We start from the raw sequence: 13,609 nt of genomic DNA on the forward strand, positions 1-13,609 counted from the left end.
GTCCTGTCTCAGCCGGCGCTGGTCATCCTCTGCTGCGCCGTGAAGCGTCCGAGGAGTGCATCACGGGCCGTCTGCGCACCGAGCCTACTGGCTGCGGCGACCTCCACGGTCGGCAAGGGCAGCGGCAGCACCGTGGGCAGGCCGACGTTCACGACCACCGCGCGCGGATCGCGCAGAGCAGCACGTTCGACGAGGGCCCGCTGCGCGGCGTCGGTGTCCGGTCGATCGATCAGGAGCACGGTCGTGGCAGAGGCCGCTTCCGCCGCCTTCGCGACCTCGTCGAGCACCCTGTCCTGCTCGGACAGCGGCGCGGATGCCACGTCGAGACGCACGCGCAGGCCGTCGTCCGCGAGCGCATTCGCGACATACGAACCCGCGCTGTCGACGGCGAGCGTCGATCGGCGACGCGCATCGATGACGGCAAGCTCGGTCGACACCTCGGGGGCTGCTCCGGAGATCGTCACCATACGGCGCAGGATCCCGGCTGCATCGAAGTCGTCTGCCGACTCGTGCGCCTCTTCTGCGGCAACTGCAGCGGCGCGGAGCTTGGTCGCGAGCGCGGCGACCCTGGCCGCTGCCTCCTCGACGCGAGCACGCGGGAGCGAGCCGTCACGGAGAGCGGCGACGATCCCGTCTCTCGCCGCACGGAAGTCCTGCTCGTCCTGGTCGGGCAGAGCGGCATCGCCGGGGTTGGTCGGGTTTCCGATGCACAGGAGGTCGGCACCGGCGGCGAGGGCCTGGGCTGCTCCCCCGCCGAGTCCGACCGTCTCGCGGATGGCCGCCATGTCGAGCGCATCGGTGATGATGACGCCGTCGTAGCCCCAGTCGCGCAGCATGCCGAGCACGCGCGGATTGAGGGTGGCAGGCTGCTCGCCCCATGCCGGGACCACGATGTGCGCGGTCATGACGGCATCGACGCCCGCATCGATCGCCGCACGGAACGGCTCCAGGTGCACGCGTTCGAACTCCTCGAGGTCGAGCGTGATCTCGGGGAGCGAGTGGTGCGAGTCCATGTGGGTGTCGCCGTGACCGGGGAAGTGCTTCACGCAGGCCGCGACCGCGCCGTCCTGGATGCCGTCGATCGTCGCGACCACGTGTCGGGACACGAGCGCCTCATCGTCCCCGAAGGCACGAACGCCGATGACCGGGTTGCGCGGGTCGGTGTTCACGTCGGCGACCGGACCGAGCACCACGTTGGCGCCGACCGCGCGCACACGGCGTGCCAGTTCCGCGCCGGTCTCCTCCGACGCGACGAGGTCGTCGAGCAATCCGAGCTGAGCCGCTCCCGGCACCGTCGACCCCGTGGCGGACTCGAGCCGGGTGACGCTGCCACCCTCCTCGTCGATGCCGATCAGGGCGTTCGGGTTCGCGTCGAGGATCTGAGCGCTCAGCGCGGGCAGGCCCTCTCCGACGTTCTGGCCGAAGTACACGACTCCGGCCAGTCCGTCACGCAGTTCGTCGCGCAGCCACGCGGGTGCTTCGGTGCCGAAGAAGCCCGGCCACAGCACCCCGTTCGCGAGGCGTTCGAGCTCGTCGGTCATCCCTTCACCGCTCCAGCCACCATGCCCGAGGCGAGCTTGCGCTGCACCAGGACGAAGAAGATCATGACCGGGACGGTGATGATGGTCGACGCGGCCATGATGCTGCCCCAGTCGTTGGAGTGCAGACCGAAGAACGACTTCAGACCGATCGAGACCGTGTACTGGTCGGTCTGGGCGCCGAGGATCGTCATCGCGAAGATGAACTCGTTCCACGCGGTGATGAAGCTGAAGATGCTCGTGGCGACCAGGCCGGGCATGACCAGCGGCAGCAGCACGGAACGGAACATCCGCCACCAGCTCGCACCGTCGATGTAGGCGGCCTCTTCGAGCTCGACGGGAACGGCGGCGACGAAGCCGCGCAGCATCCAGATGCCGAAAGCGAGCGAGAGCGCCACGTAGACGACCATGAGGCCGAGGATGCTGTTGAGCAGTCCCAGACTCTTCACCTGCAGGAACAGCGGGATGACGAGCGCCTCGAGCGGCACCATCTGCACGATCAGGATCATCATCAGGATCGTGGTGCGGAACTTGAACTTGAAGCGCGCCACCGCGACCGCGGCGAGCAGGCACACCAGAGCGCTCACGAGGACCGTGACGAGCGCCACGATCGCCGAGTTGCGCAGGTAGGTGCCGAATCCACCGTCCGTGAGCACGAAGGCGAAGTTGTCCCACGTGAACTCCTGCGGGAGGAGCGACTGCCCGCCGCTGGAGGCCTTGCCGTCGAAGGCGCTGGAGACCATCCAGTAGACGGGGAAGAGGGTGAAGATCAGGACGGCGGCGACCGCGATCCCGATTCCGATGCGGGAGCGGAGCCTCGGACGCGGGTTCACAGCTCGTCCTCCTTCATGAGGGAGCGGATGTAGACGATCGTGATGCCGATCAGCACCAGCGTGAGCAGCACGGCGAGCGCGGCACCGAAGCCGTAGCGGTTCTGACCGAAGGACTCGACATAGGACCAGACGCCGAGGTTGAGCACCTGACGGTTGCCGCCGCCACCGCCGGGCATCAGGTACACCTGCGCGAAGACCTTGAAGTCCCAGATGGTCGAGAGGATGATCACGACCGAGAACACGGGCTTGAGCGTGGGGAAGATGATCTTCCAGAAACGTCGCCAGGCGCCAGCGCCGTCGAGCGCTGCGGCTTCGAGCATCTCCTTCGAGACGCCCAGCAGGCCCGCGAGCACCGTGATGGCGACGAACGGGAAGCCGTGGTGTACGACGTTGAGGAGCACGATGGCGTAGAACGACCACTGGTTCGTGAACCAGTTGACGGGATCGTCCATCAGGCCGAGGTCGCGAAGGACGGTGTTGAAGATGCCGCGGTCGGCATCGAAGATGAAGGTCCACACGTACGTGCCGGTCACGGCGGGCATCGCCCACGCGACCATGATGCAGCTGGAGACGATGACACGCCAGGTGGTGCCCAGCCGCGCCAGCAGCAGCGCCACGAGGGTACCGACGGCGACCGTGACGAACACGGCCACGGCGGCGAACCCGACGGTGTTGGGCAGCACCACCGTCCAGAGAGTCGGGTTGGTGAGCGCCTCGACGTAGTTGTCGAGACCGATCCAGTTGTTCTCCCCGGTGTTGATCTCACGCAGACCGTAGTCCTGCAGCGAGTAGATGAACACCTGGACGAGCGGCCAGAGCATGAGCACCGCGAGGATGGCCAGCCCGGGCGCGAGAAGGAGCCAGGGGCGGGCCGCGACGACCGAGAGACCGCGTCGCTTCCGGCCGCCGGCCACGGGAGCGGAGGGGGACTCCGCTTCCGTGGCCGGCAGTGGCGCTTGCACCATCGACATGGAAGGAATGCTTCCTTACTTCTGGTTGAGGAGTTCGGTCATCTCGGCGGCGGCGTCCTTCGTCGCGGTCGCGACGTCCTTCTGCCCGCTGAGGATGGCCTGGATCATGGAGTTGGTCGTCTTCTTCGCCTGCACGGCGCCGAAGTTCGGGGTGACCGGGACGGATGCGCCGCCGTCGACCATCTGCTCGGCGAACGGTGCGACCAGCGGGTCGGTCGAGGCCAGCGCCTCTTCCATCGCGGACTGCACGCCCGGGAAGTACCCGGTCTCGTTCGACCACTGCTCGGCGAACTCACCGGTGGTCATGAGCTTGACGAACTCCCACGCGAGGTCGGCGTTCTTGGTCGTGTTGAACACGGAGAGGTGCGAACCGCCGAGCACGGACGGAGCGATGCCGCCGTCCTCACCGGGGATGACGGCTGCGCCGATCTTGCCCTCGAGGTCGGGGTTCGCCTCGATGAGCGACTTCGGCGTCCAGGAGCCCGAGAGCATCATGGCGACGTTGCCCTGCGTGAACGCGTCACGGAGGTCGGTCTCCTTCCAGGTGGTGGCACCTGCGGAGGAGAAGCCGTGCTCGGTGGCCAGGCCCGTGTAGAACTCGATACCGGCCTGCGACTCCTTGCTGTCCAGCTCGCTGGTCCAGGTCTTGCCGTCCTTCGTGGCGATCTCGCCGCCGGCGCCCCAGACCCAGGGGTAGACCTGGAACTCGGCGTCACCGGGGACGGGGAACGGGAGCATGTCGGGCTTGGCCGCCTTGATGGCGTCGCCCGCGGCGACGATGTCGTCCCACGTCTTCGGAGCCTCGAGACCGAGCTCCTCGAACACGTCGGCGCGGTAGACCAGCGAGCGCACGCCCGCGTACCACGGCATGCCGTACAGCTCGCCGTCGTAGGTGCCGGCCACCTCGAGGCCCTCGACGAGGTCGTCGCGGAGGCCCTTCTCGGCGTCGACGTACTCATCGAGCGGCTCGAGCGCGCCGGCGTCGGCGAACTCCGCAGTCCAGGTGGTGCCGGTCTCGGCGACGTCGGGGGTCGTGCCACCGGCGATGGAGGTCACGAAGCGGTCGTGGGCGTCGGCCCACTGGATCTCCTCGATCTTGACCGTCGCGCCGGTCTCCTTCTCGAAGGCGTCGGACACCTTGTCGTAGAAGGCGGAGGCGTCGGGGTTGGTGCCCTTCATGATCCAGACGGTGAGCTCCTGGCCCTTGCCGTCGGTGGACCCGGTGTCGCTGCCGCCGGCGCAGCCGGCGAGGGCGAGCGTGGCCACGGCGCCGAGCGCCACAGCCGAGAGAATGCGCTTATGCATTGCGGGGATCTCCTCTTTGAAAGTCCTGGCAAGCATCGGGTACTCACCGGGGGTTAGGAAAAAGTATCCACGACTAACTAATTACCTGCAAGTTCCTCTCAGAATCGTCATGTGGCCGTAACATCAGGTTCCCCCGATAGGCTCCCCGGATGGCTCGCCGCACCCCTGACAACGACCGCTCGACGGTCGCTCGCCACGCGACACTTCCCGCCCAGAAGCCCGCTCGAGGGTTCTTGAAGATCGCCGGGATCTCGGTCGGTGTCGTCCTCGTCGCCGCCATCGCGGTCGCCGCGTTCGTCGTCGCCGACTACTTCAACCGCTTCAACGAAGGCGCCGTCACGTTGGAGGATGCTCCCGAAGTCGAGCCGCCCTCCATCAGCGCCTACCCCGGCGAGTTCAGCATGCTCCTCATCGGCACCGACGAGTGCGGTGCCGTGTCCACGGGGCTGCTGGGCGAGCGCTGCTCGAAGACCGACGGCGGGATCCTCAACGACGTGAACCTGCTGGTCCATGTCTCGGCCGAGCCGCGCAACGTCACGGTCGTGTCGCTTCCCCGCGACCTCATGATCCCGACGCCCGAGTGCACCAGGGAAGACGGGTCGATCGCCTCGGAGACCCGCAAGACGCAGATCAACTCGATCTATCAGAACGCCGGGATGTCGTGCGTCGCGAAGACGATCACCGAGCTCACCGGGATCGAGATCCCCTTCGCGGCGAAGATCGACTTCGATGGCGTGATGGAGGTCACCGATGCGATCGGCGGCGTGGAGGTGTGCATCGGCGGCGACGGCATCCGAGACGAGCACACCGCGATCGACTGGGAGCCCGGCCTGCGCACGGTGTCGGGCTATGAGGCCCTGCAGTTCATCCGCACCCGGCACGGTGTCGGCGACGAGAGCGACATGGCGCGCGTGTCGAACCAGCAGCAGTACATGTCGCGCCTCGTGAAGAAGATCATGAGCGATGAGGTGCTCTCCGACCCCGGCAAGGTGCTCGGGCTCGCCGACACGATCGTGGACAACATCGACCCGAGCGATGAGCTGGGCAATCCCATCCGGCTCGCGCAGCTGGCTCTGTCGATCAAGGACGTGCCGTTCTCCGAGTTCGTGTTCCTCCAGTACCCGGTCTTCGCAGACCCCGACGACTCCGACCGCGTGGTCCCGAACGAGCAGGCCGCCGCGACCATCTGGGATGCGCTGAAAGCGGGCCAGCCCGTGCAGCTCACCGGCGACGTCAGCAACAACGGCGGAGTGGAGCTCGTCGAGCCGGCCCCGGGCGCAGAAGGCGAGGCTCCGGTGACGGATCCGCCGGCGACGGATGCTCCTGCCACGGATGCCCCGTCTCCCCGTGCGACGCTCGACTCGGCGATCTCCGGACAGACGGTCGATCAGGAGACGTGCGCGAACGGCAAGCAGCGCTGAGCCGCACACCTCAGCGCGTAGGCTCGTCTCCATGGGTCGGACCAGATCGCGAGACACCGAGCATCCTCAGGTCCGGCTTGACCACGGGGGCATCGCCGGCATCGTGCCCTCGGAGTTCACGAGCGGCTTCGAGCTGATCGTCGACGGCACACCCCAGTCCCATGTGGACCTCGACGACCCGACGCACCTGCACTTCGAATACGTCGTCCGCATGGGGGCGGTCATCGATCAGCTCTCCCCCGGCCCGCTGACCGCCGTGCACCTCGGCGCCGGCGCACTCACCGTCCCGCGCTACATCGACGCGACGCGTCCTGGCTCACGTCAGCAGGTGATCGAGCTCGAGGCTCCGCTCGCGCAGCTGGTGCGCGAACACCTCCCCCTGCCGAAGGGTGCGCCGATCCGGATCAGGATCGGCGATGCCCGCGAAGGCGTCGCCAAGCTGCCGAGTGCACTACGGGCGAGCTGCGACCTCGTCGTCTCCGACGTCTACTCGGGAGCGCAGACACCCGCGCATCTCACCAGCGTCGAGTTCTACCGGGAGCTCGCAGAGCTGTTGGCCCCGGGCGGAGTGCTCCTCGTCAACGTCGCCGACGGCCCTGGTCTCGCTTTCGCCCGCCGACAGGCCGCGACGATCGCGGACGTGCTCCCCGAGATCGGCATCCTCGCCGACACCCAGGTGCTCAAGGGCCGACGCTTCGGGAACCTCGTCATCGCGGCGTCCGCCGCTCCCCTGCCGACGGAATGGCTGCCGCGCATCCTGGCCGCAGGCCCCCACCCCGCGAAGATCGCGCAGGGAGCCGAGGTCGACGCCTTCATCCAGGGGGCCCGGATCGTGACGGATGCCGACGCCGTCGCCTCACCGCGCCCGGACGCCTCGCTGTTCCTGCGCTGACTCACGAGGCGGTCTCCGACGCTCACGGACGCCTCGGCGTCGAACCCACCCCGCGCGAGCGCGGCGTGTCGAAGACAGGATGCGGCGACCAGGGCGCGCCGCGGGGTGGACCCCGCGGACGGAAGGCAGACTGGTTGAGCACGGTGCGGAAGGAGAGCAATGAGTTTCATCCGGGGATACGACCAGGAGACCCTCCGCGAAAAGGTCGATCTCGATGAGTGCGAGACACGTCTCGCGGAGATCGATTCGCAGCGCAGCCTGCCCGCTCTGCTGGAGCGGGTGTGGCTGCTGAAGGTGCTCGACCGCCTCGACGAGGCGCTCGCGCTGGCGGATGAGACGGTGCGTCAGGCACGCATGGCCGGCACCCGCAAGGACGTGCTGCGCGCCCGCGTGCTGCACGCGACGATCCTGCAGTACCGCGGTGCGCACGCTGCGGCGGAACAGGAGCTCGCGACCTGCGCTGCCGAGGCCGAAGGGCAGCGTTGGCTGTCGATCGCGGCCTTCGCGTATCAGCACCACGGCAAGAACGCCTACGACGCCGGCGACTACGAGACGGCCAGGGAGAGCTTCAAGCAGTCGCTGTTCCTGCGCCGCGAATCGGGCGCCGAAGACAGCGAGCTCGAGACCGCGCTCCTGGCGATCGAGGCAGTGGAACGTCGACGCCCGTCGCAGCTCATCCCGAGCTGAGCCGCCGTTCGGGTGCGATGTCGCCGGCATGGCTTAGCCTGATCGCATGGCGGAACTTGACCGTGTGCGCGTCTGGGGCGAGGCACTGATCATGCTGCATCTCGACGACAGTTGGTCGTTCGGCTTCGACAACGCCAAGCGTCGGGCCGGTCAGTGCGACTACACGAAGAAGCGGATCACCGTGTCGCGCTACCTCGCTGCGCGCTTCGACGACGATGACATCCATCAGGTGCTGCTGCACGAGGTCGCACATGCTCTCGCCGGCCACGCGGCAGCGCATGGCCCCGCCTGGAAACGCGTCGCCCGAGACCTCGGCTACGTCGGCGGCACCACGCACCGTGGCGAGACAGCGGTCGAGCTCGCGCCCTGGGTGGGCAGCTGCCCCGCAGGCCACGTCACCTATCGGCACCGCCGCCCCACCAGACCCACGTCGTGCGCGCGCTGCTCGCGCACCTTCGACTCCCGGCACCTGTTCGCCTGGACCCGTCGCGAGATCACGACCGACGTGCGCCTCGCCGCGCAGATGCCGCGCTGACCGGGGATCAGCCGCGGGGCTCGTCGAGGTTCTCCGCGTCGTTCGGCGTGGAATGGTCGGTCGCTCCGAATTCCTCGGTCGCTCCGGAGTCCTCCACGCCCTGCGACGAACCGCGCCGACGCCGCACCAGCGCCGCGATCGCGCGCCAGCCGACCAGGAACGCCCCGAGCACGAGCGTCGCCACGATGATGAACGGCACCTCTGCCGTGTCGCCGCTCAGCACGCGGATGAGCATCCCGCCCACGACCGTCACGATCCAGACCACCGCGCCCCACAGCAACGACCACGGGCGGCGGGGCCGGCCAGGGAGCAATGCAGCGAGCGCATGCCCCGCCAGCACGGCGATCACGAACGGCCACGCCGTGAGGAGGAACCCGGCGGGGTTCTCGTCATGGGAGGCGCGGCCGATCGCCGCGAAGACCAGCACGAGCACGACGTCGACGACGACAGCGGGAAGGTACCTCATGACACGACCCTACGTGCCCCCACCCGCACCGATGATCGCCCCGCGGCGTCTGTCGGATATCCGGCCGCCCGGAGAAAGCCCCCCGAGCGGACGCGACATCACTCGAAGCGGGTGAACACTCCATCGCGCAGCACCGGCACGGCTTCGACCGCATCGAGCACCGCCGCATCCGCCACCGACGTCGGGTCCAGGCCTGCGGCCTCGATGCGGGCTGTCGCGGAGACGCCGCCCGCGAGCTCGCGCCCGGAACCGCTCGCGCCGACCATGTGCCGCACGGCACCTCGAAGCGCATGGAACCCCTCGGAGGCGACCGCGGCATCCGGAGCCGTGTGATCGATACCCCGGGCCGAGAGGGCGGCGATGATCGCTCCCGCTCCGAGCTGGTCTTCGACGGCGAACCGGAGCACACCCTTCTCATCGAGTTCGCCGGCCGCGATGACGGCGACCGAGGTGCGTGCCCGCCGACGCTCCTGGACGGTCTGCACCGCCCGAGCGACGGCCCCGGCGTTGCGGATGCCGCCCACGAACACCGTCGATCCGGTGGAGGCCGCGGCAGCGACAGCGGCGCCGTTGCGTGACCACTCCTCCGCCTCGGCCAGGCCCACCTCGGTGCCGGAGGCGATCGCATCGACGACCGTGGAGGAGAACCTCAGCACGTCGACGACCACCACGATGTCTGCATCGGCGAGACGGGCGAGGCCGGCTGTCCCCCAGTCGAGGCGGACCTGGTACGTGGACTGATCGAACGGCGAGGGCATCCGCCCAGCCTAGAGCCGTCAGTCGGCCGCGAGAGCTTCGACCGGAGCCACCCTGGTCGCCAACCGCGTCGGTGTCGCGGCCGCCACCAGGGTGAGGACGGCCGTGGCGGCGATGATGATCAGCACGGGGACCCACGGGACCTGGGGCGCCACGAGGCCCGCCGGCGTGAAGTCGGGCAGCGTCGGCACGGAGCCGAGCAGCGACTGCGCGGCAATCCAGCCGTACACGACGCCGAGCACGAGGCCGGTCAGAGTCGCGGCGACCGTGATGTGCGTGGCTTCGAGCAGCACCATCCGTCGCACCTGACGGTTGGACAGGCCGATCGAGCGCAGCAGTCCGAGCTCCCTGCGTCGCTGCACCACGCCGATCGTGAGCAGGTTCACGAGGCCGACCGCGGCGATCACCGCGGAGACGGCCACCAGCACCATCATCACTCCCGCGAAAGCGTCCATCGGGGCGAAGAACTCGGGAGGGACCTCTCCCGTCGTCTGGCTCATCATCAACGCCTTCGCCGACTCCAAGGCCACGGCGAACATCGTCACCAGGGTCACACCCATCACCACGCCGATCGCCATCCGCGACGAACGCTCGGGGTAGCGCAGCGCGTTCTCGGCGGCGAGTCGAGCGGTGGCGCTCGACCCGAACATCCGGCCGACCAGACGCAGCACCGGCGGCATGAACAGCACGGATCCGAGCGCGAGACCGGTGAACGAGAGCACACCGCCGACGAATGCCACCACGACCCCGAGCGGCGTCATGAGCCCCACCAGAACCCCGCCGACCAGAAGCAGCGCGCCGGCGATGAGCAGTACCCATGCGCCGATGTGCCGCCCTGGCTTGCCGGACACCTCGTCGAGGGTGCGCTCGACCGAGCCACCGAGTGACTGCAGGGGTGTCACCGCGAGCACGCGTCGGGAACCGGCCCACGCCGCCGCCCACGTCGTCAGGGCCACACCGATCGCCGGAAGCGCCACGAAGGGCTGAGCGAGGGAGAAGTCGGACGGAGCATTGGTGATCAGCTGTGCGCCGATCTGCACTCCGACGGCCGCGAACCCGATCCCGACCAGCAGACCGATCGCGGCTCCGAGGAGGCCGACGACGAGACCCTGCCTGCCGACTTCGGCCCGCTGGGAGCGCGCGGTCGCACCGATCAGGCGCATGAGCGCGATCTGCCGCGTACGGCCGGCGATGATCGTCGAGAAGGTGTTCGCGGTGACGATGGCCGCGACGTACATCGCGACGACGGTCAGCAGGACGGACAGCAGCGCGACGACGAACGCCAGAGTCCCGCTGTCGCCGATGAAGGGATCGTTCTGCAGCACGGCGCCGATGTAGGCGGTGGTCTCCACGAGGAGCACGCCGAATGCCGCGGAGAGTGCCGCGACCAGGATGCTGGCGCCCATCCCGCGGTCGCGCAACCACGCGAGTCGGGGTCCGGTCGCCCGTGTCTCGGGGACGACCGTGGCGACGGCGCTCATGCGGCCACCTCCGCGGCGAGCATGTAGGCCGAGATCTCCTCAGCGGTCTGACGGGGGTGGTCGGCGACGATGCGTCCGTCGCCGAGGTAGAGCACGCGGTCGGCGTGGCTGGCGGCGATCGCGTCGTGCGTGACCATCGCGATCGACTGCCCGTGCTCGCGGCTCGCGGTGGCGAGCAGGCGCAGCACCTCACGGCCGGTCTTCGAGTCGAGGTTGCCGGTGGGCTCGTCGGCGAACACGAGATCGGGCGCGGTGGCGAGGGCCCGGGCGATGGCGACACGCTGCTGCTGGCCGCCGGACAGCTGGTGCGGTCGGTGGGAGAGCCGCGAGCCCAGACCGAGCGTCTCGATGAGCCCGTCGATGCGTGCCCGCTCGATCGCACTCGGACGACGACCATCGAGCTCGAACGGGAGCATGATGTTGCCGAGAGTGTCGAGCGTGGGCACGAGGTTGAAGGCCTGGAAGATGAAGCCGACCCGGCGACGCCGCAGGATGGTGAGGTCGATGTCGCCCAGGCCCGTGATCTCGGTGTCGCCGATCCACGCGCGTCCCTCGGTCGGACTGTCGAGGCCCGCCATGATGTGCATGAGCGTCGACTTGCCGGAACCCGACGGCCCCATGATGGCGGTGAACTGCCCGCGGCGGATGCCCACGCTGACGTCATCCAGTGCGTGGACGGTGCCCTCGCCGGAGCCGTAGGTCTTCTTCAGGTGCTGGACGCGGGCGGCGAGCCCCAGGTCGGTGGTCGTGATCTCCATGTCCCCGACGTTATTTCCGCCGCCCGTGGCGGGTCATCGCCCGCGGGGCTCATCGGCATACATCGCAAGGATGATCCGCGCCCATGCGGGCGTGCGTCAGGCGAGGCCGTGCTCGAAGGCGAACACCACGAGCTGCACCCGGTCGCGCAGCGCCAGCTTGCTGAGGATCCTGCTGATGTGCGTCTTCACGGTCGCCTCGCTCAGGTACTCCCGGCTCGCGATCTCGGCGTTCGACAGCCCTCGGGCGGCGAGCGCGAAGATCTCCCTCTCGCGGTCAGTCAGATCGGTGTACTGCGGTGGCACGGGCTTGGGGGCTTCGGCGAAGTGCTCGAAGAGATCGCGCGTCGCCGACGCCGCGATCACGCTCGAGCCCGAGTGCACCGTGCGGATCGCCGCGAGCAGGAACTCCGGGTCGGCGTCCTTGAGGAGGAAGCCGCTCGCCCCCTGCCGGATCGCCCTCGCCGCCGCCTCGTCCAGGTCGAACGTCGTGAGCATGACGACGCGAGGGGCGTCAGGGCGGGCCAGGATCTCTGCGGTCGCCGTCAGTCCGTCCATCACGGGCATGCGGATGTCCATCATCACCACGTCGGGGCGGGTCGTGCGGACGACGTCGATCGCCTCCTGGCCGTTGCCCGCCTCACCGACCACCTCGAGGTCGGGCTGCGACGCGATGAGCATCCGTATCCCCGCACGGAACAGCGCCTGGTCGTCGACGAGCACGACTCTGATCATTCGGAGACTCCGATCGGGAGCGTGGCGTGGACGACGAACTGTGCCCCTCGGCGCTCGGCTTGCAGACTACCGCCGACGAGCTGTGCCCGCTCGCGCATGCCGATGAGGCCGTGTCCGCCCGGGACAGCGGTAGCTTCGCTCGCGACCGTGTTCCGCACATCCACATCGACCCGTTCGGGAAGCCAGGCGAGGTGCACGTCGACCGCGCCGTCGCCATGGCGGATCGCGTTCGTGAGCGCTTCCTGGAGGATACGGTACACGGCGAGCTGGATCGCGGCAGGCGGCTCCCCTGGCGGCATCGGATCGACGGTGACGCGTGGCTCGATCCCGGCCTGGCGCACCTGCGCGAACAGCGTCTCGAGGTCGGCGAGGGTCGGCTGCGGACCGTCACCCTGTCGATGCCGCAACTGCGTGAGCAGCATCCGCACGTCGCTCAGTGCCCCGCGTGCGGTCTGGGCGATGGTCCCGAGGGCTTCCGTCGCCACGTCGGGGTTCACCGCCGCCGCGTACCGGGCACCGTCCGCCTGCGCGATCACCACTGCCAGCGAGTGCGCGACCACGTCGTGCATGTCGCGCGCGATGCGCACCCGCTCCTGCTCCTCGGCGGCGAGGGACTCGGCCTGCAGCTGGGCCGACCTCGTGCGACGCGCGCGCAGCACCACACGCCACAGCAGTCCGCACACCCAGGCGAAGCCGAGTGCCATGACCGAGAGCACGAGGAGCAGCGTGCCTGTCGTGATCTTCTGCCACCCGTCGCCGGTTCCGAACGCCACACCGTTGACAATCACCATGAACACGGCCGCCACGAGACCGCCGAAGAGCGCCGAGCCGAAGCCCCACCACAGCACGCGACGAGTTCCCCAGGCGGAGGTCGCATACAGCACCAGCAGGATCGCGACGTCGATCGGCAGCGGGCCGAATCCGGCGATCATCTGCAGCACGGCTCCCGCCCAGGCGGCGGCGAGCGCCCATCCAGGCGCGAGTCTTCCGATGGCGACGGCGCCGCACATCAGCACGCTCGCGAAGACCAGGACCACGATCGCCGCGCCGCCGAGTGCCGGATTGTCCGTGACCGGCCCGTAGAAGACCAGCGACATCGGCGCGAGCACGAGGAAGAGCAGCGCCGCCCCGACGATGTCGAGGATCAGCGCGGTGCGGGAAAGCGGGCGGATCACTCCCCCACGCTACGCGAGGGTCTGCGCACGGGCATCCGTCGAGGGATGTATCCGTGCGG

At 68.8% G+C, this 13,609-nt stretch carries 14 protein-coding genes; 4 read left to right on the forward strand and 10 right to left on the reverse strand.

Annotated features, from left to right (window positions below; translation table 11 throughout):
- Window positions 1-8: 8 nt before the first annotated feature.
- From RN51_RS10800 to RN51_RS10815, 4 genes are read right to left on the reverse strand one after another with little or no spacing between them, the layout of a single operon-like run.
- Window positions 9-1,541, reverse strand: a complete 1,533-nt coding sequence (locus tag RN51_RS10800; protein WP_045264072.1) for a glycoside hydrolase family 3 N-terminal domain-containing protein — start codon at window positions 1,539-1,541, stop codon at window positions 9-11.
- Window positions 1,538-2,371, reverse strand: a complete 834-nt coding sequence (locus RN51_RS10805) for a carbohydrate ABC transporter permease (protein WP_017828171.1) — start codon at window positions 2,369-2,371, stop codon at window positions 1,538-1,540. Before RN51_RS10805 ends, RN51_RS10800 begins: the two co-directional genes overlap by 4 nt.
- Window positions 2,368-3,342 carry a carbohydrate ABC transporter permease gene (locus tag RN51_RS10810; RefSeq protein WP_045264073.1) on the reverse strand — a complete coding sequence of 325 codons (975 nt, stop codon included), beginning with the start codon at window positions 3,340-3,342 and terminating at the stop codon, window positions 2,368-2,370. Before RN51_RS10810 ends, RN51_RS10805 begins: the two co-directional genes overlap by 4 nt.
- 15 nt (window positions 3,343-3,357) lie before the next feature.
- Window positions 3,358-4,647 carry a sugar ABC transporter substrate-binding protein gene (locus tag RN51_RS10815; protein ID WP_045264074.1) on the reverse strand — a complete coding sequence of 430 codons (1,290 nt, stop codon included), beginning with the start codon at window positions 4,645-4,647 and terminating at the stop codon, window positions 3,358-3,360.
- 149 nt (window positions 4,648-4,796) lie between these two features.
- Here RN51_RS10815 and RN51_RS10820 point away from each other — a divergent pair, with 149 nt between their 5' ends.
- The 4 genes from RN51_RS10820 to RN51_RS10835 all read left to right on the forward strand — a co-directional run bounded on the left by RN51_RS10820 (window position 4,797) and on the right by RN51_RS10835 (window position 8,182).
- A complete protein-coding gene (locus tag RN51_RS10820; RefSeq protein ID WP_045264075.1) occupies window positions 4,797-6,068 on the forward strand; it encodes an LCP family protein in 1,272 nt (423 codons plus the stop codon).
- A 31-nt stretch (window positions 6,069-6,099) separates the two neighbouring features.
- Window positions 6,100-6,960 carry a spermidine synthase gene (locus RN51_RS10825; protein WP_045264076.1) on the forward strand — a complete coding sequence of 287 codons (861 nt, stop codon included), beginning with the start codon at window positions 6,100-6,102 and terminating at the stop codon, window positions 6,958-6,960.
- Between the two features lie 159 nt (window positions 6,961-7,119).
- Window positions 7,120-7,647, forward strand: coding sequence for a hypothetical protein (locus tag RN51_RS10830; protein ID WP_045264077.1), 528 nt, complete (start codon window positions 7,120-7,122; stop codon window positions 7,645-7,647).
- Between the two features lie 46 nt (window positions 7,648-7,693).
- Window positions 7,694-8,182 carry a SprT-like domain-containing protein gene (locus RN51_RS10835; protein ID WP_045264078.1) on the forward strand — a complete coding sequence of 163 codons (489 nt, stop codon included), beginning with the start codon at window positions 7,694-7,696 and terminating at the stop codon, window positions 8,180-8,182.
- A 7-nt stretch (window positions 8,183-8,189) separates the two neighbouring features.
- On the opposite strand, the gene RN51_RS10840 is transcribed toward RN51_RS10835, so the two are convergent.
- From RN51_RS10840 to RN51_RS10865, 6 genes are all read right to left on the reverse strand, one after another.
- Window positions 8,190-8,648 (reverse strand): DUF3054 domain-containing protein, encoded by a 459-nt coding sequence (locus tag RN51_RS10840; protein ID WP_045264079.1) that lies wholly within the window; start codon window positions 8,646-8,648, stop codon window positions 8,190-8,192.
- Window positions 8,649-8,746: 98 nt separating this feature from the next.
- Window positions 8,747-9,406 carry a 2-phosphosulfolactate phosphatase gene (locus RN51_RS10845; protein ID WP_045264080.1) on the reverse strand — a complete coding sequence of 220 codons (660 nt, stop codon included), beginning with the start codon at window positions 9,404-9,406 and terminating at the stop codon, window positions 8,747-8,749.
- Between the two features lie 18 nt (window positions 9,407-9,424).
- Window positions 9,425-10,885, reverse strand: coding sequence for an ABC transporter permease (locus tag RN51_RS10850; RefSeq protein WP_045264081.1), 1,461 nt, complete (start codon window positions 10,883-10,885; stop codon window positions 9,425-9,427).
- Window positions 10,882-11,643 carry an ABC transporter ATP-binding protein gene (locus RN51_RS10855; protein ID WP_045264082.1) on the reverse strand — a complete coding sequence of 254 codons (762 nt, stop codon included), beginning with the start codon at window positions 11,641-11,643 and terminating at the stop codon, window positions 10,882-10,884. Before RN51_RS10855 ends, RN51_RS10850 begins: the two co-directional genes overlap by 4 nt.
- 96 nt (window positions 11,644-11,739) lie before the next feature.
- Window positions 11,740-12,375 (reverse strand): response regulator, encoded by a 636-nt coding sequence (locus tag RN51_RS10860; RefSeq protein ID WP_045264083.1) that lies wholly within the window; start codon window positions 12,373-12,375, stop codon window positions 11,740-11,742.
- A complete protein-coding gene (locus RN51_RS10865; protein ID WP_045264084.1) occupies window positions 12,372-13,550 on the reverse strand; it encodes a sensor histidine kinase in 1,179 nt (392 codons plus the stop codon). Before RN51_RS10865 ends, RN51_RS10860 begins: the two co-directional genes overlap by 4 nt.
- Window positions 13,551-13,609: the final 59 nt, after the last annotated feature.

Origin of the sequence: Microbacterium oxydans, from assembly GCF_000956405.1 — a bacterium.
Lineage (GTDB): Bacteria > Actinomycetota > Actinomycetes > Actinomycetales > Microbacteriaceae > Microbacterium > Microbacterium oxydans_C.